The organism is Methylobacterium sp. TK31 (assembly GCF_055361545.1).
Genome location: NZ_CM143964.1, coordinates 3,039,275 through 3,063,193, shown reverse-complemented (window position 1 = coordinate 3,063,193; position 23,919 = coordinate 3,039,275). Strand labels below are relative to the sequence as shown.

Sequence of the window (23,919 nt, the reverse complement as noted above, 5' to 3'; positions counted from 1 at the left end):
GTCCCGCCGCGGAACGCCAGGAGGAGATCCATCCCATGCAACGTTCGCTGAATTCGGTGTCGCGCCTGCATCAGGACGAGGTCCAGTTCCGGATCATCCTGGCCACGACCTATCCCTTCTTCCTCGTCGCGGCTCTCGTGCAGCGCGTGATCCCGCAGGCCAAGACCACGCTGCCGCAGAGCCGGCGCTCGGTTTTCGCCGAAGCCCGGGCCATGGCCGTCTCGGCCATTCCCTTCGTGTTCATGGGCTGAGTTCGCCCTCGGGTCGAGGCCTTCCGCCCGCCCCCGATCGACCTCCCGTCCGAACAGGCGGGAAGGACCGCCGAGGCCGCTCCGCGCGGTCCGGTGACACCCGCCGTACCCGGAAATGCGGGCGCGGCCAGTCAAAGCGGAGGTTTGAACCGATGGCCAATGGCATTGTCGAGAAACCGAGCAGCCTGTCCGGGCTGACGGAACCGGAAGCCAAGGAGTTCCACGCGATCTTCTTGACGAGCTTCATCATCTTCACGGCGATCGCCGTGGTCGCCCACATCCTGGTCTGGTTGTGGCGCCCGTGGCTGCCCGGTCCGAAGGGCTACGCCGCTCTCGAGACGGCGGCCCAGGGCGTCGTCTCCCTGCTGTCCTGAGGAGGATCCCCATCATGCACAAGGTCTGGCTTCTCTTCGATCCGCGCCGCACCCTGGTGGCGCTCTTCACCTTCCTGTTCGTTCTGGCGCTGCTGATCCACTTCATCCTGCTCAGCACCGACCGGTTCAACTGGCTGGAAGGCCCCAAGGCACCGCGCGCTGCCAACGCGCAGACGCTGGTTCTGCCGACGATGCCCGCCTGACCGGCGCCGCACCCGACGCAAAGTACCCCAAAACACGGATGATCGGCGGGCGGGCGCCAGGCCCCCCGTCGACCATCGCCGAGACACGTGACGGTGGGCCTGGGAGGTCGCGATGGCGATGCTGAGTTTCGAACGAAAATACCGCATCCGCGGCGGCACCCTGGTCGGCGGCGACCTGTTCGATTTCTGGGTCGGTCCCTTATATGTCGGCTTCTTCGGCGTCACGACGCTGTTCTTCTCGGTGCTGGGGACGGCGCTGATCATCTACGGCGCGGCCCTCGGACCGACCTGGAACATCTGGCAGATCAACATCGCACCGCCCGACCTGAAATACGGGCTCGCCCTGGCGCCCCTCCAGGAGGGCGGCCTCTGGCAGATCATCACATTCTGCGCCGTCGGCGCCTTCTCCTCCTGGGCTCTGCGCGAGGTCGAGATCTGCCGAAAGCTCGGCATCGGCTACCACGTGCCTTTCGCCTTCGCGGTGGCGATCTTCGCCTACGTGACCCTGGTGGTGATCCGGCCGCTGCTGATGGGCGCCTGGGGACACGGATTCCCCTACGGCATCCTCAGCCACCTCGATTGGGTCTCGAACACCGGCTACCAGTATCTGCATTTCCACTACAATCCGGCGCACATGCTGGCGGTGACGTTCTTCTTCACCACAACGCTGGCGCTCTCGCTCCACGGCTCGCTAATCCTGTCCTCCACCAATCCCGGCAAGGGTGAGGTGGTGAAGACGCCCGAGCACGAGGACACGTTCTTCCGCGACACCATCGGCTACTCGATCGGGACGCTCGGCATCCACCGTCTCGGCCTGTTCCTGGCGCTGTCCGCCGGCTTCTGGAGCGCGGTCTGCATCGTCATTAGCGGCCCATTCTGGACCCGCGGCTGGCCCGAATGGTGGGGCTGGTGGCTCAATCTCCCGGTCTGGCGCTGAATTCGGAATAGGGAGGCTTGTGACACCATGGCCTACTACCAGAACATCTTCTCCGAAGTGCAGGTCCGCCCGATCGAGCCAGAGCATGGCATCCCGGTGGATGTCGACAAGCGCTGGGGCACGCCCTTCAACTCCTACCTCTTCGGCCTCATCGGCAACGCCCAGGTCGGACCGATCTATATCGGGTATCTCGGAGCTCTCTCCTTCGCCTGCGGTCTGATCGCCTTCGAGATCATCGGTCTCAACATGTGGGCGAGCGTGAACTGGGATCCGGTTCAGTTCGTCCGGCAATTGCCCTGGCTCGCCCTCGAGCCGCCGCGCCCGCAATACGGTCTCCGGATCCTGCCTCCGTTGGCCGAGGGCGGCTGGTGGCTGATCGCCGGCTTCTTTCTCACCGCCTCGATCCTGCTCTGGTGGTTGCGGCTCTTCCGTCGGGCCAAGGCGCTGGGGCTCGGCTACCACGTGCCCTGGGCCTTCGCCTCGGCGATCTGGCTGTTCCTGGTCCTCGGATTCATCCGCCCGGTGCTGATGGGGTCCTGGAGCGAGGCTGTGCCCTTCGGCATCTTCCCGCACCTCGACTGGACCGCCGCATTCTCGCTCCGCTACGGCAACCTCTTCTACAATCCCTTCCACATGCTATCGATCGTCTTCCTCTACGGGTCGACGCTGCTCTTCGCGATGCATGGCGGCACCATCCTGGCGGTCAGCCGCTTCGGCGGCGAACGCGAGATCGATCAGATCGTCGATCGCGGAACCGCCACCGAGCGCGCCGCCCTGTTCTGGCGCTGGACCATGGGCTTCAATGCCACCATGGAGTCGGTCCACCGCTGGGCCTGGTGGTTCGCGGTGCTGACGACGCTCACCGGCGGCATCGGCATCCTGCTCACCGGCACGGTCGTCGACAATTGGTACCTGTGGGCGGTCAAGCACGGCGTCGCTCCCTCCTACCCGCAGGTCTACCCGCCGGTCATCGATCCCTTGAGCGTGTCGCCCACCACCATACCCGGGGGAGCTCCATGAAGACCTTCGTCACCGTTCTTGGAGCTTCCATCGCCTTCTTTCTCACGGTGGCGATGGTCGGTCTGACAGATTGGGACCGGCCACCGCTGGCGGTCCACCAGAACGGCTTTCGCGGGACCGCGATGGCGCAGGTCCATACCCGCGAAGCCGTCGAGGACATCAGGCAGGCCAACCTCGCGCCGGCACCCGCCGATCCGGCCGAGCCCGGCGAGGAACTCGCCGGTACGACGTACGAGAACGTTCAGGTCCTCAAGAACGTCAGCGTCAACGAGTTCAATCGGCTGATGGCTTCGATGACGGAATGGGTCAGCCCCGAGCAAGGCTGTACCTACTGTCATAACACCGAGAACATGGCCGACGACAGTCTCTATCAAAAGAAGGTCGCTCGCCGGATGCTGCAGATGACGCAGCACATCAACAGTTCCTGGAAGGAAAACCATGTCGGGGGCGCAGGCGTCACCTGCTATACCTGTCATCGTGGTCAGCCGGTGCCGGCCAACATCTGGTTCACCGATCCGGGTCCGAACCGCCCGGGCGGGTTCATCGCCCGCAACAACGGGCAGAACATGGCGGCGCCGTCGGTTGGTCTTGCATCGTTGCCCTACGATACGCTCACCGAGTATCTCGCCGACAAGGACATCGACAACAACGCGATTCGGGTCAACGCGACGACGGCGCTGCCGACTACCAAGGGCAAGCCGATACAGGACGCTGAGAAGACCTACGGCTTGATGATCCACATGTCGGAAGGCCTGGGCGTCAATTGCACCTTCTGCCACAACACACGGGCCATCTCGAACTGGTCTCAGAGCACCCCACAGCGGACCACCGCCTGGCATGGTATCCGGATGGTACGGGACATCAACGGCAACTATCTCGAGCCGCTGCTGTCCACCTTCCCGCGTAACCGCCTCGGTGCTCTGGGCGACGTACCGAAGGTCAACTGCACGACCTGCCACAACGGAGTCAGCAAGCCGTTGAACGGGGCACACGTGGTCGAGGCTTATCCGGAACTTGCGAAGTCCACCGAAACCGCCAGTGCCGCCGATCCCAAGGCACCGGAGACCACTGCCCCGATGCAGCCGGCCGCTCCGCAGTAATCTCGCTGAAGTCTGAGATCGAAGAAAACGCCGCCGAGGTCTCCCCCGGCGGCGTTTTCCTATGCAATCGGATCTGATCCCGATCAGGACGATCTCGGTTTCACTGCTTCTTGGTGGCCAGATAGGCGATCACGTCGTCGATCTTCTTGTCGTCGGGGTAACCGGCGAAAACCATCTTGGTCCCCGGCACCTTCGCCTTCGGGTTCTTCAGCCACTCGTGCAGGTTCGCCTCGTCCCAGGTGATCCCGGAACCCTTCAGGGCAGCGGAGTAATTGTAGCCTTCCTCCGAAGCGGCCTTGCGCCCGACGACACCGGTGAGGTTCGGCCCGACGCCATTCTTGCCGAAGGCATGGCACGCCTTGCAGGGTGCGAAGGCTTTCTCGCCCGCCGCGGCATCGCCCTCCGCCTGGGCTGCCATGGGCAGCAGAGCGGCAAACAGGGCACCGAAGATCGTATACCGCATGAAGTTTCCTCTCAGATCGCTTTGGGTGACCCGACATACGTAAAGCGCAGTTGCTGAAAGTAACGCGAACGACGCGGGGTTTCACGATAACGTGATGAAATGTCCGCGGATTAAAATTGCATCTTCTATGGCCGCTACCCGGGGTACTGCCTATCCTCAACCGTCCGTGCGCATTTGGTCGCCTTGGATGAAGCGATGCCGGTCCAGCCGTCCGACGTTCGTCAGTTCCTCGATCGCTCCGGGTGGAGCCAGGCGCGCCTAGCCTGGGAACTTGGGATCAATCAGCCCCGGATCTCACGCTTCGTCACCGGCATGAAGAAACCGAACCGGGAACTTCAGGGTCTGCTCGAAGCCTTTTTCGCGAAGGATCCTCGGGCTCGCCTAACCCTGCAAGGGAATGCGATGTCTGCGCTGAGCACGGGCATCATGGGCTCGGCCCCCGCCTGAAGCAGCAGCCATTCATGCCGTTGAGGTATCGATCCATCCAATCTTTGAGTTGGACGGCTGGACGAGACGCGCCGTAGCGTCGATCCCGCAAACGGTCGCCGAGGTCCCGTCGGGGCGCTTTCGAGAATGACCGATGTCCGCCGAGGCGAAGGCCGGGTGGTCCGTTCTCAGGGAGAGACGCCATGGGCGCCGGTCTGGTCATGACCGCGGCGAAGCGGAGCCGTGTACGGCTTCTCATCGTCACGATGCTGTTTGTCGCCACCACCATCAACTACGCGGATCGTGCGACGCTCTCGATCGCCGGTCCCTCGCTCGCCAAGGACCTCGGCCTCGACGCCGTCTCCATGGGATACGTCTTCTCGGCCTTCGCCTGGTCCTACGTTCTCGCCCAGTTGCCCGGCGGATGGCTGCTCGACCGCTATGGGGCCAAGTGGGTCTATGCCGGCGCGATCTTCCTCTGGTCGACTTTCACCCTGATGCAGGGGGCGGTCGGCTTCTTCACCGGCTTCGCCGCCGTGGCGGTGCTGTTCAGTCTGCGCCTTCTCGTCGGTCTGGCCGAGGCCCCGGTATTCCCGGCCAATGCGCGTATCACCGCGGCTTGGTTTCCCACCTCCGAGCGCGGCACGGCATCGGCGTTCTTTAACTCGTCGCAGTACTTCGCCACCGTGCTGTTCACGCCCCTGATGGGCTGGGTGGTGCACCATTACGGCTGGCACCACGTCTTCACCCTGATGGGGGCCCTCGGCATCGCCTTCGCGCTGCTCTGGATCCAGGTGATCCACGGACCCAAGGAACACCCGGGGATCAACCAGGCCGAGCGCGATTACATCGAGGAGGGTGGGGCCCTGCTCGACATGGATGGGCGCAGCGCCAGCGCGCCGGTCGATGCGGGCAAGACGATCAAGCAACTGCTCTCCAATCGCATGCTGCTCGGCATCTATATTGGTCAGTACTGTATAACTACCCTGACTTACTTCTTCCTCACTTGGTTCCCAGTTTACCTGGTGAAGGAGCGCGGCCTGTCGATTCTGCAGGCGGGCTTCGCCGCAGTGCTGCCGGCGCTGTGCGGCTTCGTCGGCGGTATTCTGGGAGGCTGGCTCTCGGATCTGCTGCTCAAGCGCGGCTACTCGCTGACCGCCGCGCGGAAGATCCCGATCGTCGGCGGCATGCTGCTGTCGATGAGCATCATCGGTTGCAACTACGTCCAAGCGGATGCGGTCGTGATCGCCCTGATGGCGCTGGCCTTCTTCGGCAAGGGGATCGGTGCCCTCGGCTGGGCTGTGGTTTCCGATACCTCGCCGCGCTCGACCGGCGGCCTGAACGGCGGCCTGTTCAACACCTTCGGCAACACCGCCGGCATCACCACGCCGATCGCCATCGGCTACATCGTCCAACAGAGCGGTTCGTTCAACGGCGCCCTCGTCTTCGTCGGCCTGAACGCGCTCGTCGCCGTGTTCTGCTATCTCGTCATCGTCGGAGAGATCAAACGGGTGGAGTTGCGCTGACCGGCACTCTCCGTTCGAACCGTCACGGAACCGCGGCTGTGGGAAACCCGCGGCCGCATCGTCGTCGCGAGGCGTGATGCTCGATTTCGGCCAACTCCGTTGCTTTGCCGCCGTCGCGGAGGAACTGCATTTCGGTCGAGCGGCCGCGCGTCTGAACATGACTCAGCCGCCGCTGTCGCGGCAGATCCAGGTCTTGGAGCGGGTTCTCGATGTGCAGCTTCTCGATCGAACGAGCCGTTCGGTCCGCCTCACCGCTGCCGGGCGCAGCTTTCTTCCGGAAGCGCTGCGGATCCTGAGGCTGGCCGAAACGGCGACCTACGTGACGCGGCAGGTCGCCGCCGGGCGGGCAGGCGTTCTCAAGCTCGGATTCACCGCGGCTTCCGCCTATGATTTCCTGCCGCGCCTCGTCATCGCCTGCCGGGGCGCGATGCCGGACGTCACCCTGTCGCTGCGTGAAATGGTGACCAAGGATCAGATCGAGGCGATTCTCTCCGGCCAGATCGATGCCGGGTTCATCCGCCCGCCGGTCAACCATCCTGAACTCGAAGCCGAGCAGGCGCTGGCCGAGCCGCTGGTCGTCGCCCTGCCGGCGGACCATGCTCTCGCCGACCGGACGACCCTTAGCCTCGAAGATCTCCATGGGGAGGCCTTCGTGGGCTACGCACCCCATGAAGCGAGTTACTTCCACGACCTGCTAGTCGGGTTGTTCGCCGGGGCCGGACTTCATCCGCGCATCGTCCAGCAATTGACCCAGATCCACTCGATCCTGGGCCTTGTGCGTGCCGGTATCGGGATCGCTCTCGTGCCGACGGCGGCCGAGCGCCTCCGCTTCGAAGGCATCGCATTCCGGCCGCTCGCCCTCGTGGCACCGAGACCGGCCGAGCTTCATCTGGCTTGGAAGCGGGACAGCGATGTGCCGCTCCTGGCCCAACTGCGAAGGCTCCTCCGCGACCTCGCCTGACATCACGTCGGCGATCGATGCGATCCCTGCATTGATCGATCCATCCTTTGGTTTGGACCGGCATCGCCGGGGTTCCTAGAACGGAGAACGCAAGACGGCGCGCAGACGCTGCGGCAGCAAATTCGGGAGAACGTCCATGCACCTCGATTCGAAGGCCTCTTCACCGCGCGGCGCTTCCCGCACGCCGGTCGTGACCGCCATGAAAGTGGTGCCGGTCGCTGGCCGCGACAGCATGCTGCTCAATCTCAGCGGAGCCCACGGCCCGTTCTTCACGCGCAATCTCGTTATTCTCACCGATTCCACGGGCGCCACAGGCCTGGGCGAAGTCCCGGGTGGTGAGCGCATCCGGCAGACCCTCGACGATGCTGGCGACCTCGTCATCGGCCGCCCGATCGGCGAATGGCAAGCGGTGTTGAACGCGATGCGCACGCGCTTCGCCGACCGCGATGCCGGTGGCCGTGGTCTCCAGACCTTCGACCTGCGCGTGACCATCCATGCCGTCACGGCCGTCGAGTCCGCCTTTCTCGACCTGCTCGGTCAGTTCCTCGACGTGCCTGTGGCGGCCCTCCTCGGTGAGGGCCAGCAGCGCGACGCCGTCGAGATGCTTGGCTATCTGTTCTATGTCGGCGACCGCCGGGGCACCGATCTTCCCTACCGGGAGCCGGAGGCCCGCGACGGCTGGTTTCGGCTGCGCGACGAGGAGGCGCTGAGCCCCGACGCGGTGGTACGCCTCGCCGAGGCCGCCTACGAGACCTACGGCTTCAACGACTTCAAGCTGAAGGGGGGCGTGCTCTCGGGCGAGGAGGAGATCGCGGCGGTGACCGCAATCCACGAGCGCTTCCCCAAGGCACGCGTCACCCTGGACCCGAACGGCGCTTGGTCGCTTGAGGAGGCCATCGCGTTGTGCAAGGGCCGCGGAGACGTCCTCGCCTACGCCGAGGATCCCTGCGGAGCGGAGGACGGTTTCTCCGGTCGAGAGATCATGGCCGAGTTTCGGCGTGCCACCGGTCTTCCCACCGCGACCAACATGATCGCCACCGACTGGCGCCAGATGAATCACGCCATCCAGCTCGGTTCGGTCGATATCCCGCTGGCCGACCCCCATTTCTGGACACTCGCCGGTTCCGTCCGCGTCGCTCAGCTCTGTCGGGACCATGGCCTGACCTGGGGCTCGCATTCGAACAACCACTTCGACGTGTCGCTCGCCATGTTCACCCACGTGGCCGCCGCCGCTCCCGGTCGGGTCACCGCCATCGATACCCATTGGATCTGGCAGGACGGCCAGCGCCTGACCAAGGAGCCCCTGCAGATCAAGGGCGGCCTTGTGAGGGTGCCCGAGCGTCCCGGCCTCGGGATCGAAATCGACTGGGCCGAGGTCGAGTCTGCGAACGCACTTTACCGGCGCCACGGCCTCGGTGCTCGCGACGATGCGATCGCGATGCAGTTTCTGATCCCCGACTGGACCTTCGACAACAAGCGCCCCTGCCTCGTCCGATAATCCCGCCTCGCGCGCTGAACACATAAGTCCCGGAGACGCGACGATGACCGACATCCTCACCAATCACTTCAAGGCAGCCCTGAACGCCGGACAGCAGCAGATCGGCCTCTGGTGCAGCCTCGCCAGCCCGATTTCGACTGAGGTCGTCGCCGGTTCGGGCTTCGACTGGCTGCTCCTCGACATGGAACACTCCGCCAACGACCTGCGCGACGTCTACGCCCAGGTTCAGTCGATGATGGAGAGTCGAGCCCACGCGATGGTGCGGGTGCCGAGCGATGAACCCATCACCATCAAGCGTATCCTCGATACCGGCGTGCAGTCGCTGATGATCCCCAACATCGACGATGCCGATCAGGCACGCCGCGCCGTCGCCGCGACGCGCTATGCCCCAAGCGGCGTGCGTGGTTTCTCGCAGGCACCCCGCGCCGCCCGCTTCGGCCGCATCCCCGACTATCATGCCCGCTGCGAGGCGGAGATCTTCGTCGCGGTCCAGATCGAGTCGCGGCGCGCCCTGGATAACCTGGAGGAGATCGCCGCCGTGGAGGGCGTCGACGGCGTCTTCATCGGACCCGGCGATCTCTCGACCAGCCTCGGCTATCTCGGTCAGCAGAACCATGCAGACGTGGTCAAGGTGGTGCAGGACACGATCGCCCGCATCCGCAGCACCGGCAAGCATTCCGGCATCCTCACCGCCAACGAAGACCTGGCTCACCGCTACATCGAGGCCGGCACCCGCTTCACCGCGGTCGGCTCGGATATGGGCCTTCTCGCCCGCACCTCCGAAGCGCTCGCCGCGCGCTTCCGCTGACGCCAGCACCTGGGAGACGGACATGAACGTCGGATTCATCGGTCTCGGAATCATGGGCGCGCCCATGGCCGGCCACCTGATTGCGGGCGGACACAGCCTCGCCCTCAAGACCCGTCGGCAGGTGCCCGAGGTTCTGGTCTTGGCCGGCGGCAAGGCCTGCGCGACCGCCGCCGACGTCGCCGAACACTCGGACGTCGTGATCCTGATGCTGCCCGACACGCCCGACGTCGAAGCCGTCTTGTTCGGTGCCGACGGCGTCGTCACGGGCGTCAAGCGCGGGGCCGTGGTGGTCGACATGAGTTCGATCTCGCCCATTGCGACCCGCGACTTCGCGGCGCGCCTCGCCGACCGGGGCGTCGAGTACCTCGATGCTCCCGTGTCGGGCGGCGAGGTCGGTGCCAAGAACGCGGCGCTCTCGATCATGGTCGGCGGCAAGCTCGAAGTCTTCGAACGGGTGAAGCCGCTCTTCGACCTGATGGGCAAGGCAGTGACGCATGTGGGCGACACGGGGGCCGGGCAGGTGGCGAAGGTCGCGAATCAGATCATCGTGGCGCTGACCATCGAGGCGGTGGCCGAGGGGCTGATCTTCGCCTCCAAGGCGGGGGCCGATCCGGCCAAGGTTCGACAGGCGATCACCGGTGGCCTTGCCACCTCGCGCATCCTCGAACTGCACGGGGAGCGCATGATCAAGCGGACCTTCGATCCGGGCTTCCGTATCGCTCTGCACCAGAAGGACTTGAATCTCGCCCTGGAAGGCGCCAAGTCGCTCGGCCTCGCCCTACCCGGCACGGCGCTGACGCAGCAGCTGTTCTCGATCTGCGCTGCCAACGGCGTGGGTGACAAGGACCACTCGGCCCTCGTTCGCGCCCTGGAAATCATGGGAAACCACCCGGTGGCCGAAGGCTAGCGCCCCGAGCCTTCGGCTGGTCAGGTCCGGGCGAAAGCCGCCGCGTCCGCGACCTGCGCAGCCGTCGGCGTCACGCCGGTGTAGCGGATGAATTGCTCCAGTCCCTGCAGCACCAGGATCGAATGGCCCTCGATGCAAGGCTTGCCCAGACGTTCGGCCGCGATCAGGAACGGCGTCCGCGACGGCAGAGCCACGACATCGAAGGCGACCGTAGCGGCAGCGATGGTTATTTCGGGAAACGCGAGAGCGGCAGCCTCCGCGCCTTCCATTCCAAGCGGCGTCGCGTTGATGAGAAGCGGCGCGGTGCGATCGCCGAGTTCGATTGCGTGGGCGAACCCGTAGCGTGCTGCCAAGGCGCCGCCCGCTGAACCATTGCGGGCGATGATCGTCCCTTCCCGGAATCCGCCATCGCGCAAAGCCGCCACGACAGCTTTGGACATGCCGCCGGAGCCGCGGAGCAGGAAGGGCATCGCCGGATCGATGGATTGTTGCGTCAGCAGGCGACGTACGGCGACGTAGTCACTGTTCGATCCTGTGAGACGGCCATCGTCGTTGACAATGGTGTTGACGCTCTCGATCGCCCGCGCGGATGGATCGAGGGCATCGAGAAGCGGGATCACGCTTTCCTTGAACGGCATCGAGACGGCGCAGCCGCGAATGCCGAGGGCCCGGATACCGGCGATCGCTCCCGGCAGGTCGCTGGTCGCGAACGCCTTGTAGACGTAATCCAGCCCCAGAAGCGCGTAGAGCCGGTTATGGAAGCGTGAGCCGAAATGGCCCGGTCGCGCCGAGAGCGACATGCACAGCGTCGTATCCCGTCCGATCGGTGGACGTCGGGGGAGATCGTGCTCCTCGAGCTCCCTATCTTCGGACACTCTCAGGGCTGGGAAGCGGTGAAGAACTTCGGGTTCAGGGCCGCGAGGGCGAGGAGGGGCGGGGGCATGATGACCCCGGCCACCCGCATGGCGCGAGCGGCCGCACGGCACGACGCCTGATCGTTCGCTCCGACGGCTGCCTCGATCTGAGCCACGACCGCTGGATCGGGCTTTGGACTCGGCGCGGGGGCACCGGGCGCGGGCGGAGCTTTCGCCGCGGCATTGGCCTGCGCCAGGACGGTCTTACCATCGCTGACGGGCGCCCTCGTGTCGCTGCTCGGTGCCTTTGCGTCGGTGTTCGTCGGCCCGCTGAGACCGGATTTCTGCTGCGGATCGCCCCCGGCCGTCGAGGGTTGTCCGTCGCTCTTGCCCGACGAATTTGAGACGGCGGTGGCCTGTGCCGGTGGCGTTGCGGCCTCCTGCTTCTTCTCCTCGGGCTTCTTCACGAAGGCCGACAGCTCCTGGCAGAGGTTCGCCGGACCCTTTGCCGCCGGCCCGGCTGCGGGTTCCTGCGCGAAGGCTGCGGGTTCTGCGAGGCAACTCGACAGCAGCAAGACGGCGATAGGCAGGTGGCGATTCATCTGCATTCCCCTGAAGTCCAGGCTCTTCGGTCGGTTCGGTTGCGCGCTCAGGAACGCTTCGGGTGTGAGGGCTCGCCGGTCGCCTTGCCGTGTGCCGACTCACCGGCATCGTTGGTTCGCGGATCGCCGTTCCACTTCTCACCCACGAGGTTGGTGCCCGGCTCCGATACGCGGGCGCCGGACGTCGCGAAAGCCTGATAGGCGAACTTCTGGTTGCTCGTCAGGGCGTACATGGCAGCGACACCGAGCCCGATGGCCGCGATGATGGCGAGGATGAAGGCTTTCATGATCGATTTCCTCGTCGCCGCGCGGGCGTCTTCGGGCAGGTAGGAGGATTACTCGGCAGCGGCGGGATGACGCCCGGAGAGTTGCGGACCGCTCGCGGTCTTCGCCTGCTCCTGCTCCACCCACAGATCGTGGTGCGCCCGGGCCCAGGCCAGATCGACCTTGCCGCTTCCCATGGCGTCGTAGGCGCCCTTCATGCCGAGCGTACCGATGTAGATGTGCGCCAGGATGCCGGCGATGAAGGCGATGCCGATCAGCGAGTGGATCACCTGCATGACCTGCATGCCGTTGATGTCCACCAGGGCGAACGGGAACAGCATCATCAGTCCGGTGACGCTCATGGCGACGCCGAAGCCGGCGACCATCCAGAACACGCCCTTCTGGCCGGCGTTGAAGCGGGCCGCGTGGGGGTGCTTGTTCCCGATGAAGCCGCCGCCGGCCTTGATCCACGCCCAGTCCAGCCGGTTGGGGATGTTGTCCTTGATCCAGACCACGAACATCATCGCCACACCGAACATAAAGGGCCAGGCGAGGTAGACGTGGCTGTACTTTGCCCATTGCGCCAGGGCGCCGAAGGCCTCGGGGCCGATCAGCGGCATCAGCAGGCGCTTGCCGAAGATGTAGTTCAGGCCTGAGAGTGAGAGGATGATGAAGCACACGGCCGTCATCCAGTGGGTGAAGCGCTCGAACGTGTTGAAGCGCAGGATCTTCCGGCCGGATTCCTGGCTGTGCTCCGTGAGGATGCGCCCGCGCCAAAGGAAGAACGCGCCCAGCGCGGCAATCATGCCGAGGATGAAGGCGGCGCCGATCCACGGCAGGTAATGCTCGCGGAACGACTGGTACTCGCGACCCTGGGGCTGGATCAGGTTCGCAGCCTTCCGGTCGGGGATGCTGATCCGGCCGGTGATCTTGTCGGCGTTCTTGAAGAGGAATTCCTCGTTGACCGAATCCGCCGTGGGCTTGGCGCCCATCGGATTCTGCCCATCCTGGGTGATCGGGTTCTGCGCCTGGGCGGGCGCAAAGGCCGCCGGTGCGGCCAGGAGCGTCGTAGCGACGACGAGGGTGCTGAGAAGCGTGACTGCCCGCCGCATCGGCGTTCCTTTCGATGGGGTATCGTCGCGAGATCGCCAGAGGTCCGGCGATCTCAGGGGCGAAGGTGCAGCGTTCAGAGCGCCACGGTCTCGCGGTAGGCCGTCTTCCAGCCCCAGGCGCCCGAGCCGTAGCCGCGCTTGATCACGCGCTGCTTGTAGATCTCGGCGATCATTTCACCGTCGCCGGCGAGCAGGGCCTTCGTCGAACACATCTCGGCGCAGAGCGGCAGCTTGCCCTCGGCGAGACGGTTCGAGCCGTACTTCTCGTACTCGGCCACCGACAGGTCCGGCTCCGGGCCGCCCGAGCAGTAGGTGCACTTGTCCATCTTGCCGCGCGAGCCGAAGTTTCCGACGCGCGGATATTGCGGTGCGCCGAACGGGCAGGCGTAGAAGCAGTAGCCGCAGCCGATGCAGATGTCCTTGGAGTGCAGCACTACGGCGTCGGCGGTGGTGTAGAAGCAGTTCACCGGACAAACAGCCGCGCAGGGCGCGTCGGTGCAGTGCATGCACGCCATCGAGACCGAGCGCTCGCCGGGCTTGCCGTCGTTCAGCGTTACGACGCGACGGCGGTTGATGCCCCAGGGCACCTCGTGCTCGTTCTTGCATGCGGTCACGCAGGCGTTGCACTCGATGCAACGGTCGGCGTCACAGAGGAACTTCATACGGGCCATGGTCGATGTGCTCCTCTCACGCGGCCTTGATCTGGCATAGGGTGCACTTCGTTTCCTGCATGCCCGTCACAGGATCGAAGCCGTAGGTGGTGACCGAGTTCACGCTCTCGCCGAGCACCACCGGGTCGGTGCCCTTCGGGTAGTAGTCGCGCATGTCCTTGCCCTCGTACCAACCCGAGAAGTGGAAGGGCATGAACGCGACGCCCTTGCCGACACGGTCGGTGACGAGCGCCTTGACCTTGGCCTTCGAGCTGTTCTCGGCGCCGGTGACCCAGACCCAGGACCCGTCCTTGATCCCACGCTCTGCGGCGTCGCCGGTGTTGATCTCGACGAACATGTCCTGCTGCAGTTCGGCGAGCCACGGGTTCGATCGGGTCTCCTCGCCGCCGCCCTCGTATTCCACGAGGCGGCCCGAGGTGAGGATGATGGGGAAGTCGCGCGCCACGTTGCGCTCGACCGCTGCCTTCTGCACCGAGAGGCCGATGTTCGGCATGCGGAACTGCCGCTCGTCCGGTCGGGTCGGATACTTCGCCACGAGGTCAGGACGGGGGGAGTAGACAGGCTCGCGGTGCACCGGCACGGGGTCGGGCAGGTTCCAGGCATTCGCCCGGGCCTTGCCGTTGCCGAACGGGATCACGCCGTGGTCGAGGCAGACACGCTGGATGCCTCCCGAGAGGTCGGTTGCCCAGCTCACGGTATCCGGCTTGTCGCCACCGATCTTGAGGATGGTCGCGAGCTCGTCGGCTGTCAGGTCCTTGTCCCAGCCGAGCTTCTTGAACACCCCGAACGTGAATTCCGGGTAGCCGTCGGTGAGGTCGGAATCCTTGGTGAAGCTGTCCTCAGCCAGCAGCGTTTGGCCGTTGCGCTCAGTGCCGAAGCGGGCCCGGAAGGTGCTGCCGCCGTCCTTCACGTGAAGCGACGTGTTGTAGAGGATCGCCGATCCCGGATGCCGAAGCTCGGGCTTGCCCCAGCACGGCCAGGGCAGGCCGTAATAGTCGCCGCCCACCTCCGGATCGTCCTTGGGCGCCCGCAGGGTGATGAGGTCGAACTTGTGTTGGTTGCGCATGTGCGCCTTCAGCCGCTCGGGGCTCTGGCCGGTATAGCCGGTCGACCAGCCGCCGCGGTTGATCTCCCGCAGCAGGTCCTCGGCCGACGGGATGTTGTTCTCGACCCTGATGTTCTTGAACAGCGTCTCGGCGAAGCCGAGCTTCTTGGCCAGGAGGTAGAGCACCTCGTAGTCGTTCTTCGACTCGAAGGCCGGCTTCACGATCTGCTCGCCCCACTGGATCGAGCGGTTCGAGGCCGTGCGGGACCCGTCCATCTCGAGGGAGGTGCAGATCGGCAGCAGGTAGGTGTTGTCCTGCCGGGCATCGAGGGCCGCGAAGGTGGTCGGGTGCGGATCGGCGACCACCAGCAACTCGAGCTTGTTCATGCCCTCGATCGCCTCGGGCAGGCGGGTCACGGTGTTGCCGCCGTGGCCGAAGACCATGAAGGCCTTGATCGGGCTGCGCTGGTCGATCTGCTCCGGCGGCAGGTTCACGGCGTCGAACCAGCGCGTGGAGGTGATGCCCGGCGCTTCCATGTTCTCCTTGCGCGAGCGGGCCTTGCGGCCGGCCGCGGCGGGGACCTCGTCGAAGCGGGACTGCAGCCACTCGTAGGGCACGTCCCAAACGCGGGCCCAATGGCGCCAGCCGCCCTCGACGAGACCGTAGTAGAGCGGCAGCGAGGTGACATCGAGGCCGAGATCGGTGGCGCCCTGCACGTTGGTGTGGCCGCGGAAGATGTTCGCGCCGGTGCCAGGCTTGCCGACGTTGCCGGTGGCGAGACACAGGATGCAGAGCGCGCGCACGTTGGCGGTGCCGACCGTGTGCTGGGTCGCGCCCATGCACCAGATCAGGGTCGCGGGCTTCTCCTTGGCGAACTTCTCCGCCACCCGGCGCAGCTGCTCGCCGGGCACGCCGGAGACGCGCTCGACCTCCTCAGGCGTCCACTTGGCGACTTCCTTGCGGACGTCGTCCATGGCGTAGACGCGCTGGCTGATGAACTCCTTGTCCTCCCAGCCGTTCTGGAAGACGTGCCAGAGGATGCCCCAGACCACCGGGATGTCGGTGCCCGAGCGGATGCGCACGTACTCGGTGGCGTGGGCGGCCGTGCGGGTGAAGCGCGGATCGATGACGATCATGTTCGCGCGGTTGATCTCCTTGCCCGACAGCACGTGCTGCATGGAGATCGGGTGCGCCTCGGCGGGGTTGCCGCCCAGGATGATCATCGTCTTGGCGTTGCGGATGTCGTTGTAGGAATTGGTCTGGGCGCCGTAGCCCCAGGTGTTGGCGACGCCCGCCACCGTGGTCGAGTGACAGATGCGCGCTTGGTGATCGACGGAGTTGGTGCCCCAGAAGGCGCCGAACTTGCGCATCAGGTAGGCGGCCTCGTTGGTGAACTTGGCCGAGCCGAGCCAGTAAACCGAATCCGCGCCGTTCTTCTCGCGGATGACACCGAGCTTGTCGCCGATCTCCTCGATCGCCTGCTCCCAGGAGACGCGCTGCCACTGCCCGCCGACGAGCTTCATCGGGTATTTCAGGCGACGGTCGGACGAGACCAGCTCACGGATCGCCGCGCCCTTGGCACAGTGCGTGCCGCGGTTGATTGGGCTCGCGTAGGAGGGCTCCTGGCCGACCCAGACGCCGTTCACCACTTCGGCGGTGACCGTGCAGCCGACCGAGCAGTGCGTGCAGACGTTCTTCTTGATCTGCACGTCGGGCGATGTCGCGGAGGACCCGGCTGCGCGCGCCTGCCGCACGGAGCCGAGCTGGATGGTGCCGGCGGCAGCCAGGGCACCGGCGGTCAGGCCGGACTTCTTGAGGAAGCCGCGGCGGTCGAGCACACCGGCCGCGAGGCCCGCGGCGACGGCCTGATGCTTGGTGCGGCTCGCCTCGCCGCTCTTGCGCTTGGTCAGCATCGCTGGCTCACTTCTTTCCGGCGTTCGTGCTGTTCTGGAGAGTTTCATAGCCGTTCGTCCGGTAGAACGCCTTCACCTCGTCCGTGAGGCGGTAGCGCGACCGGGTCTCGTCCGTGCCGGGGTCATAGGCCTGCGCCTCGGTCACCGAGATCGGCGATGCCATGCCGGCCGCGGCCGCCACCGTGCCGCCGCCGAGGGCGCGGAAGAATTGGCGACGGCCGAGCTGGTCCTTCTGATCCTGTCCCATCGCCCACACTCCCCATGCGGCGTCTGCCCACTCGGGCATCACGCCATGATCCCAATGGATGGATGCCTCAGGCATCCATCGTGAAAGCTGCCGCCTCGATTTCGAGGAAGGCGCGTCCCAGAGCGCCGACCGGACGGTAGAGGCGTGCCGCCTTGGCCCGCTCAAGGTCGGCAAAGAAGCGCTCGCCCCACGGCGCGATGTGCCGGAGGAAGAATGCGCGGGCCGCTCCCGGCTCCGCTTCGAATCGTCCGGCCGTGAGCCCCGCCATCACGTCGAAGAGAATCGCGAGATGATCTTCAGGTTCGGTGGTCCCGGGGTCGCGCTCGATCCCGAGTCCCGCAAGATCCTCACGAACCCGGGCGAGGGGCCGTTCGTTGAGGAACCCCGTGAGGTAGTAGGAGGCGTAGGGCAGAAGTTCTCCGCGACCGACCCCGACGAAGAGCGCGAAGTATTCCCGTTCCGCGGCGTCTGCCGCAGTTTCCCTCGCGAGGGACGCCAGAGCCGCCACCTCTCGTCCCAACACACTGTCGCCGCCCTTCAGCTCAGCCAGTGCGGCGAGAAGCTCCGGTGTCGGCGGTCGGCCGAGGAGCACAGCAAGAAGATCATATTGCTGTGCACGCAGGTAATCGACCTCATCCACGGCCGTCCCGGTCGGGTCAATCCGATCCGACACGCCGAGACCCACTTCCCCTCGATGCTCTGACAACAGCGTACCGGAACGCATACGACTCCTCGACCCTTCCGGCCCCGCGCCGCTCCACCTCGGGTGCAGCCTAGTTTGTATTGATAATAAAAAGCGTTTCGCGGAACGGCAATCGCGTTTCTGCGGATTAGCTCGGTAGCGCGCCGCCATGGCGTCGCAGGGGCGAAACAATTGCCGGCGATTGAAACGTGCGCACGGCGTTTTCTGGTGGATGAAGGGTCGCCTCCTCGACGTGCACCACGGCAGTCTCCTGCGCCACGACGACTTGCGGTTCAGCCTCCATTACCTCTGCAGCCGGCGGCTCGACCGTGGGCTCCTCGGCTTCTCGAGGATCATCAGGAGAGGGGGCTTCGGAGGGTCCAGGCGCGTGCCCGGTCATGATGCGCTCGACCATTGCCTTGATGTCGTCGGTGGGCAGCATCGGGCCCATCCCTGGAACGCCACCGGGCGTATTCCAATCGTAGGCATAGTCGCGAGCTTCGCTGACGAAGTCGCGGATTGCGGGATCGACGGACCACATCCGGCGGAGAGCGGCCTTGCGCAGGGCTGCCGGGATCCCGGCACGCAGGAACGGCGCGAGTTCGGTCTCGGCCGTCAGATCCTCGATCTTCGGCAATCGGGCGATCGCGTCCGCGAGACCTTCGTCTTCGAGCGCCGGATCCGCCGCGAGGTTGGCTTCACCCTCCGGCTGCGATTCCACCGGCGGGGCGTCGGGTTTTCCCGGCGCCGGCGAGGCCGGTACGCGTTCCCGCAGGCGGACCTCTTGCTTGCGCCGCGCCCAGCGCGAGAGGATGCCCTCGCTCATTCGCTACGTCCTCGGCCCTGGCCGCCACGCGCCAACGCCTCCGGATCTGCGCGGTCGCGCTTGCGCTTTTCGAACTTCCGCTCGACGTGGAAAGCCTCGAAGAAGGCGAGCAGGATGCCTTGGCATTCGGCCGGCATCGGCACGGCTTCCACGATCTCGCCGATGCCCTCCGCCATCGCCTCTCCTTCATAGGGATCGGCCGTCACCGTCGCGATCTCGTAGGCGTCCTCGTCGAGCTTCCGAAGGGCGACCCATAGGGACGGACGACCCGACACGAGGTTGTCCCGGTAATGCGAGGTTTCCGCGGGATGCAGCAGCACATCGTAGGACCCAGCGTAGAAGATTGTTTCCTCCTCCGTTTCCGAGAGGCGTGTCCAGTCGGCTACCGGAGGCGCTGCCGGAAGCGCGGAGACAGGCATCCAGGCATGAGTCGCCCAGGGGCCGCGCAGGCGCCGGCGCGCTACGAGAATCCCGACCTCGAAATGGTTCTGAGGCATGGCCTGATCCTGCAATGGCTCGTGGCGATCCCGCTCACCGACCATTGCATCAACGTGCGATGGGTCGTTCGGCATCAGCAGGGCGCCAAAGCTGTCTTGAGGGGAAGACCTGCGACTAGGTTCTGCGGCTTCATCGTGACGAGGTTCGCGCCATTCGCCGCGAGCAGAAGGTAGACCGGCCGGTCTGCGACCGAGTCTTCGAGGCGAGTTCGATCCACGAAGGTCATGCTGAAGATCGCGATCACGCGTTCCTCGTCGGTGTTCGATACGGGTTCGCCACGCCATAGGGCATTGCCGATCCGCGTGGCCTCGGCGTCGAGGCCGACGAACCAGCGCCAGTCCGAATCCTCGAGCCGATCGAGGGGCGCAACCCGGACCTCCTCGCTCAGGAGGTGTCCGATGAATATCTCGATCACCCGGGCGAGACCCTCGCGGCTGCGTGCGCTCGAGCCGAGGTTCAACGCCATCGAGAAGGCATCGGACCGACTCCAGTAGCTCCAGGCATTCTCCTCGTTTAGGATGTCGAGTTCGTTCGCCGCATCCTTGCCGAGCATCGCCACCAGGGGCGAAAGCGGCGCGCTGCCCTCTCGCGCCTCGATCACCTCGGCATCGGCCAGGAGCACCGCGCCGTCGAGGCGACTGACCCGCTGTGGCCGGAACATCAGTTCGGCCGCACGCAGAACGAACGGGTCTTCGCAGCCGTCGAGGGCATTGCGCAGGATCAGATGCACCAGCTGGTTGAGGAACAGGGAGGGAATCCCCTGCAGTCCCTCGCGGACCATTCCGAGATAGGCCGCCTCGATGGAGCGTGCGGTGAGCAGGCGGTCGCGGAAGGCGAGGAGAACCTGCCAGTTCTCCCGCGCGTCCGGATCGACGATGGAGGTGACGGCCTCGGACGAGACGTTGCGGCGCGGTTGAGCAAGAAGGTCGGCATAGAGGCGGCGCTCCGCAACACAGGCATCTTCCGGCGGCACGAGCTCCGGGCGAGCGAGATAAGCGAGGATCAGCTCATCGGTGACGGCCAGCCCGCCACCCTCCGTACGCTGTGTCAGATGATGGCCGCTGGAGACCCAGAACTCCGTCATGGCAGGGTCTGTCCGGCAGAGAAATGTGACATCGATCAGGTTCCTGAAGCGGTCGAAGCCCGCGCGAGACCAATGAGGTCAGCCCGTTCCTCGGGTTCCTCGTCATCGGTCTCCACGAAGCGGAAGGCGCGGGCATGAGCATGCAGGCGGTCGGCACCCAGCGTCCCGGCATCCCGTTGGTGAAGTGTCCGGAAGGCTTCCAAGATCTCGCCGTTCGTCTGCGTCCGGTGCATCGCCACGACGCTTCCGACCGGGACACCGCAAAGCGATGCCGAGAAGTCGATCTCTTCGCGGGCCGCCGCCCGCGCGGTCTCTCGATCCGGTGCACCAAGATGCTCGTGGATGTGCTGGGCGAGGGTCTCCACCGCTGCGTCGCGCTCGGCTTCGGTGGCCTCGCTCACGACCACGAGGGTCGAGAATCCCAACGAGGTGACTCCGACGAAACCGGATCGGAAGGCGGCGCGGGCCTTGCCCTCAAGCGCCGTCAGATCCTGGTCCCAGAACAGAAACGATCCCGTCACTGCCCATTCGCCGGGCTCGGCTGGATGCGCGAAAACGAAGGTATCGGACGGGTCGAGCCGCAAGGTGCGCGGCAGCCTGAGCGCCGTCATAGTCGGACCGTCCCGGTGTGCGGATCGAGCCACGCTGGCTCCAGTAGCAGGGGCGCCAGGGGCCAGCGCTCGGCATCGCCGAGGATGATGTCGCCGACCGGATCGATACGCACCTTCAGGCCCGCCGGTGTCGGTAGGTGCGCGAGGTAACGGGCCGCAATTCCTGAGAAACCATCCTCCGACCAGACGGAGAACGTGTGGACGAGGTTCCTGGCGAAGCTCTCCACCAGGGGATCGCGGATCTCGGCCGGGAAGCCTTCTTCGTCGAGGGCGGTGGAGTTTGGGGTGAGGCCTGGATCACCCGCCTCGGTCTTGGAGAGGATCAGCATGGCGGAAAAAACCAGCCAATCCGGAACGGCGTCCTCAGCGCACCCCTCGGGCCAGCCCAAGCGCCCGCCTCCGAGGCGGGCACCATCGAAGACCAGCGTGTCGGGCCAAGCGAAGGTCAGGGGCATCTCGGGTGGCCCATGGGAACCGACCGCGTCGGCCAGCGCTGTCATCGCCGCGAGGAAGACGCGGCGGGCGGAAGCCAGGGGCTCGTCCGGTGCCAAAATCACCGCGACATCGAGGATGCCCGCGCGCCCGACCAGCAGGAGGGTCCCAGCCGCATCAGAACCCTCACGATCCGCAAGGGTCAGCGCCTCCCGGAATGCATCGGCTCCGGGCGGTGCCACACGTGCGGTGAAGGCCGGTGGGAGGGCGAGGGCTATCGGGTCGATTGCGGGGGGCAGCGTTGGCATCGCGGGGTGGAGGGAACTCGACGTTGGATTCAGGGTGACGACACTTCCGGACGACATGTCTTGCCGATGACCGCACCACAAGCCGCAAGATTCGCGCGGGACGCGACGTCGCTGCGCGCTGGTGTCGGATCGTAGTTTTGAACCGTTTGAGTATATGGGATACGAGCGACGACGCGAAGGGGCCATCTCCGCGCCTGTTCGTCCACCGTCGCAATCCTTCTGTCGCTCGATTCAGGGTCCATCCGTGTCAGACCGTATCGTATTCGCCTGCTCCTGCGAAAAGACGATGCCGCTCGATGCCGATGCGATCGGACGCGGATGCGCAGGAACCGTGAAGCTCGCAGATCAGCTCTGTGGCCGAGAACTGGACCGGTTCCGCTCCGCCCTGCAGGCTGGCGGGCCCGTGACGGTCTCCTGCACGCTGCAGTCGCCGCTCTTCGACGAGGTCGCCTCCGAGGTCGGCGCAGAGGATCGCGTCGCCTACGCCAAGATCCGAGAGACGGCGGGCTGGTCGGCGCAGGCACGCGAGGCCGGTCCGAAGATGGCAGCGCTGCTCGCAGCCTGCGCCGAGCCCGTGCCGGATGCCGCGACCGTGGCGATCGAGAGCCAGGGTGTCGCGCTGATCTACGGTCGCGATTCCGACGCCATTGAGGTCGGCCGCCGACTCGCCGAACACCTCGACGTGACGGTGCTCCTGACTCGGCCCGAGGCCGTCGAGCCGCCCATCCGCAATGACTTTCCGATCGTGCAGGGCACCGTCGCCGGCGCCACGGGCCGGCTCGGCGCCTTCGAGTTGCGCATCGATGATTATGCGCTTCCGGCACCTTCATCCCGGTCGCAGCTTCTGTTCGGACCGGGCCGCAACGGGGCGAACTCGACCTGTGACATCGTCATCGATGTCACCGGCGGCACGCCCCTGTTCCCGGCGCACGAGGTTCGGCTCGGCTACCTCCGAGCCGATCCGCGCGACCCGGCTTCGGTCGAGCGCCTGATCGCGGAGGCGTCTCACCTCGTCGGCACCTTCGACAAGACGCGCTTCGTCGATTTTCACGCCGAGCTCTGCGCCCATTCGCGCTCGCGCATCACCGGCTGCACGCGCTGCCTCGAGGTTTGTCCCACCGGGGCGATCACGTCGGCCGGTGATACGGTCGCGATCGACCCCTACATCTGCGCTGGCTGTGGAAACTGCGCCTCGGTCTGTCCGACCGGCGCCGCGGCCTACGCATTGCCACCGGCCGATGCGCTGATGCGGCGTCTGCGCGCCCTTATGCTGGCCTACGGAGCAGCCGGGGGCCGCGACGCCGTGGTGCTGTTCCATGATGGAGCCCACGGCGAACCTCTAATCGATGCGCTGGCCCGCCACGGCGACGGTCTGCCGGCTCGGGTCCTGCCGGTACGAGTGAACGAGATCACCCAGCTCGGACCGGAAGCCTTCGCGGCGCTCTTCGCCTACGGCGCCACCGGCGTCCGTATCCTCGCCCGAGACCGGCCGAAGCACGACTTGGATAGCCTGCGCCGCGCGGCCGTCCTCGGCGATACCCTGGCACGCGGCCTCGGCTATGGCGGTGCCGGTCCGGACTCCGTCGTCTCGCTGATCGAGACCGACGACCCCGATACCCTGGGGGCGGCGCTGGCGACTGCCTCCATCGGCACGCCGGCGCGAGCTCCGTCCCGGTTCATGCCGGTCGGCGGTAAGCGCGAGGTGCTGCGCTTCGCATTCAGCGAGTTGCATGCCGCGGCGCCGAAACCGGTGGCGCAGGTGGCCCTCGCTGCGGGGGCGCCGTTCGGCGGGTTGGATTTTCGGACCGAGGATTGCACGCTCTGCCTCGCCTGCGTCGGTGCCTGCCCGACCCATGCGCTGTCGGACAGCACAGACCGTCCGTTCCTCGCCTTCGAGGAGAGCCTCTGTGTCCAGTGCGGTCTCTGCGCCAACACTTGCCCGGAGAGCGTCATTACGCTGGAGCCCGGCGTCGATTTCGAGGCCTGGGCTGCACCGCGCCGAATCGTGAAGGAAGAAGAGCCGTTCGCCTGCATCGCATGCGCCAAGCCGTTCGGCACGCGCAGCACCATCGAGCGGGTGGTGGAGAAGCTGCGCGATCGACACTGGATGTTCCGGGGCGAGGCCGGCGAGGCCCGTGTCCAGGCACTCATGATGTGCGAAGACTGTCGCGTCGAGGTCGCGGTGAATCAGGGCTTCGACCCCCATGCAGGCCCTGAGCGCGACCGTCCGCGGACCACCGAGGATTATCTGCGCGAGCGCGCTGCCCGTGGCGAAGCGATCTAGCCCGATCGGCG

27 protein-coding genes are annotated in these 23,919 nt (G+C 65.8%); 13 read left to right on the top strand and 14 right to left on the bottom strand.

Going from position 1 to position 23,919, the window contains the following annotated elements; all coding sequences use genetic code 11:
• Positions 1 to 35 precede the first annotated feature (35 nt).
• The 6 genes from ACXJY8_RS14200 to pufC all read left to right on the top strand — a co-directional run bounded on the left by ACXJY8_RS14200 (position 36) and on the right by pufC (position 3,885).
• Complete coding sequence (locus ACXJY8_RS14200) at positions 36 to 251, top strand: hypothetical protein (RefSeq protein ID WP_463769918.1); 216 nt, start codon at positions 36 to 38, stop codon at positions 249 to 251.
• Positions 252 to 403: 152 nt separating this feature from the next.
• Complete coding sequence (gene pufB, locus ACXJY8_RS14195) at positions 404 to 625, top strand: light-harvesting antenna LH1, beta subunit (protein ID WP_055956020.1); 222 nt, start codon at positions 404 to 406, stop codon at positions 623 to 625.
• A gap of 14 nt (positions 626 to 639) precedes the next feature.
• On the top strand, positions 640 to 828 hold the full coding sequence (gene pufA, locus ACXJY8_RS14190) for a light-harvesting antenna LH1, alpha subunit (protein WP_238278141.1): 189 nt from the start codon (positions 640 to 642) through the stop codon (positions 826 to 828).
• A 112-nt stretch (positions 829 to 940) separates the two neighbouring features.
• Entirely contained in the window at positions 941 to 1,765 is an 825-nt protein-coding gene (gene pufL, locus ACXJY8_RS14185) for a photosynthetic reaction center subunit L (protein ID WP_463769915.1), read from the top strand.
• A 27-nt stretch (positions 1,766 to 1,792) separates the two neighbouring features.
• Positions 1,793 to 2,785, top strand: coding sequence for a photosynthetic reaction center subunit M (gene pufM / locus ACXJY8_RS14180; protein WP_463769913.1), 993 nt, complete (start codon positions 1,793 to 1,795; stop codon positions 2,783 to 2,785).
• Positions 2,782 to 3,885 carry a photosynthetic reaction center cytochrome PufC gene (pufC, locus tag ACXJY8_RS14175; RefSeq protein ID WP_463769911.1) on the top strand — a complete coding sequence of 368 codons (1,104 nt, stop codon included), beginning with the start codon at positions 2,782 to 2,784 and terminating at the stop codon, positions 3,883 to 3,885. The genes pufM and pufC overlap by 4 nt, the downstream gene beginning before the upstream one ends.
• Positions 3,886 to 3,985: 100 nt before the next feature.
• On the opposite strand, the gene ACXJY8_RS14170 is transcribed toward pufC, so the two are convergent.
• Positions 3,986 to 4,348 (bottom strand): c-type cytochrome, encoded by a 363-nt coding sequence (locus ACXJY8_RS14170; RefSeq protein WP_463769909.1) that lies wholly within the window; start codon positions 4,346 to 4,348, stop codon positions 3,986 to 3,988.
• Between the two features lie 195 nt (positions 4,349 to 4,543).
• Between ACXJY8_RS14170 and ACXJY8_RS14165 the strand changes: the two genes are divergently transcribed.
• The 6 genes from ACXJY8_RS14165 to ACXJY8_RS14140 all read left to right on the top strand — a co-directional run bounded on the left by ACXJY8_RS14165 (position 4,544) and on the right by ACXJY8_RS14140 (position 10,474).
• On the top strand, positions 4,544 to 4,795 hold the full coding sequence (locus ACXJY8_RS14165) for a helix-turn-helix domain-containing protein (protein WP_463769907.1): 252 nt from the start codon (positions 4,544 to 4,546) through the stop codon (positions 4,793 to 4,795).
• Between the two features lie 182 nt (positions 4,796 to 4,977).
• Positions 4,978 to 6,300 (top strand): MFS transporter, encoded by a 1,323-nt coding sequence (locus tag ACXJY8_RS14160; protein WP_463769905.1) that lies wholly within the window; start codon positions 4,978 to 4,980, stop codon positions 6,298 to 6,300.
• 76 nt (positions 6,301 to 6,376) lie between these two features.
• Complete coding sequence (locus tag ACXJY8_RS14155; protein WP_463769903.1) at positions 6,377 to 7,261, top strand: LysR family transcriptional regulator; 885 nt, start codon at positions 6,377 to 6,379, stop codon at positions 7,259 to 7,261.
• 136 nt (positions 7,262 to 7,397) lie between these two features.
• A complete protein-coding gene (gene gudD, locus ACXJY8_RS14150; protein ID WP_463769901.1) occupies positions 7,398 to 8,759 on the top strand; it encodes a glucarate dehydratase in 1,362 nt (453 codons plus the stop codon).
• A 43-nt stretch (positions 8,760 to 8,802) separates the two neighbouring features.
• Entirely contained in the window at positions 8,803 to 9,567 is a 765-nt protein-coding gene (locus ACXJY8_RS14145; protein ID WP_463769899.1) for an HpcH/HpaI aldolase family protein, read from the top strand.
• 22 nt (positions 9,568 to 9,589) lie between these two features.
• On the top strand, positions 9,590 to 10,474 hold the full coding sequence (locus ACXJY8_RS14140) for a 2-hydroxy-3-oxopropionate reductase (RefSeq protein ID WP_463769897.1): 885 nt from the start codon (positions 9,590 to 9,592) through the stop codon (positions 10,472 to 10,474).
• Positions 10,475 to 10,494: 20 nt separating this feature from the next.
• Here ACXJY8_RS14140 and ACXJY8_RS14135 read toward each other — a convergent pair whose 3' ends face one another.
• From ACXJY8_RS14135 to ACXJY8_RS14075, 13 genes are all read right to left on the bottom strand, one after another.
• Positions 10,495 to 11,349, bottom strand: a complete 855-nt coding sequence (locus ACXJY8_RS14135; protein ID WP_463769895.1) for a shikimate 5-dehydrogenase — start codon at positions 11,347 to 11,349, stop codon at positions 10,495 to 10,497.
• Positions 11,350 to 11,351: 2 nt separating this feature from the next.
• Positions 11,352 to 11,930, bottom strand: a complete 579-nt coding sequence (locus tag ACXJY8_RS14130; RefSeq protein ID WP_463769893.1) for a hypothetical protein — start codon at positions 11,928 to 11,930, stop codon at positions 11,352 to 11,354.
• Between the two features lie 47 nt (positions 11,931 to 11,977).
• Positions 11,978 to 12,217 carry a hypothetical protein gene (locus ACXJY8_RS14125; RefSeq protein WP_463769891.1) on the bottom strand — a complete coding sequence of 80 codons (240 nt, stop codon included), beginning with the start codon at positions 12,215 to 12,217 and terminating at the stop codon, positions 11,978 to 11,980.
• Positions 12,218 to 12,265: 48 nt separating this feature from the next.
• On the bottom strand, positions 12,266 to 13,306 hold the full coding sequence (locus tag ACXJY8_RS14120; protein WP_463769889.1) for a formate dehydrogenase subunit gamma: 1,041 nt from the start codon (positions 13,304 to 13,306) through the stop codon (positions 12,266 to 12,268).
• Between the two features lie 74 nt (positions 13,307 to 13,380).
• Positions 13,381 to 13,977: a formate dehydrogenase FDH3 subunit beta gene (gene fdh3B / locus ACXJY8_RS14115; RefSeq protein WP_056467736.1), complete on the bottom strand. Its 597-nt coding sequence runs from the start codon at positions 13,975 to 13,977 to the stop codon at positions 13,381 to 13,383.
• Between the two features lie 16 nt (positions 13,978 to 13,993).
• The gene (locus tag ACXJY8_RS14110) at positions 13,994 to 16,936 is read right to left on the bottom strand and encodes a formate dehydrogenase subunit alpha (protein WP_463769887.1); all 2,943 of its coding nucleotides are present in this window, start codon (positions 16,934 to 16,936) and stop codon (positions 13,994 to 13,996) included.
• A 7-nt stretch (positions 16,937 to 16,943) separates the two neighbouring features.
• Positions 16,944 to 17,183, bottom strand: a complete 240-nt coding sequence (locus ACXJY8_RS14105) for a formate dehydrogenase (RefSeq protein ID WP_055955978.1) — start codon at positions 17,181 to 17,183, stop codon at positions 16,944 to 16,946.
• Between the two features lie 67 nt (positions 17,184 to 17,250).
• On the bottom strand, positions 17,251 to 17,907 hold the full coding sequence (locus ACXJY8_RS14100; protein ID WP_463769885.1) for a TorD/DmsD family molecular chaperone: 657 nt from the start codon (positions 17,905 to 17,907) through the stop codon (positions 17,251 to 17,253).
• Positions 17,908 to 18,013: 106 nt separating this feature from the next.
• Positions 18,014 to 18,691, bottom strand: coding sequence for a DUF3306 domain-containing protein (locus tag ACXJY8_RS14095; protein WP_463769883.1), 678 nt, complete (start codon positions 18,689 to 18,691; stop codon positions 18,014 to 18,016).
• Positions 18,688 to 19,188, bottom strand: coding sequence for a DUF3305 domain-containing protein (locus tag ACXJY8_RS14090; RefSeq protein WP_463780633.1), 501 nt, complete (start codon positions 19,186 to 19,188; stop codon positions 18,688 to 18,690). Before ACXJY8_RS14090 ends, ACXJY8_RS14095 begins: the two co-directional genes overlap by 4 nt.
• A 74-nt stretch (positions 19,189 to 19,262) precedes the next feature.
• Positions 19,263 to 20,273 carry a DUF6352 family protein gene (locus ACXJY8_RS14085; RefSeq protein WP_463769881.1) on the bottom strand — a complete coding sequence of 337 codons (1,011 nt, stop codon included), beginning with the start codon at positions 20,271 to 20,273 and terminating at the stop codon, positions 19,263 to 19,265.
• A 35-nt stretch (positions 20,274 to 20,308) separates the two neighbouring features.
• Entirely contained in the window at positions 20,309 to 20,884 is a 576-nt protein-coding gene (locus ACXJY8_RS14080) for a DUF6505 family protein (protein WP_463769879.1), read from the bottom strand.
• Positions 20,881 to 21,624, bottom strand: coding sequence for a biotin/lipoate--protein ligase family protein (locus tag ACXJY8_RS14075; protein ID WP_463769877.1), 744 nt, complete (start codon positions 21,622 to 21,624; stop codon positions 20,881 to 20,883). Before ACXJY8_RS14075 ends, ACXJY8_RS14080 begins: the two co-directional genes overlap by 4 nt.
• A 286-nt stretch (positions 21,625 to 21,910) precedes the next feature.
• Between ACXJY8_RS14075 and ACXJY8_RS14070 the strand changes: the two genes are divergently transcribed.
• A complete protein-coding gene (locus ACXJY8_RS14070) occupies positions 21,911 to 23,908 on the top strand; it encodes a 4Fe-4S binding protein (RefSeq protein WP_463769875.1) in 1,998 nt (665 codons plus the stop codon).
• Positions 23,909 to 23,919: the final 11 nt, after the last annotated feature.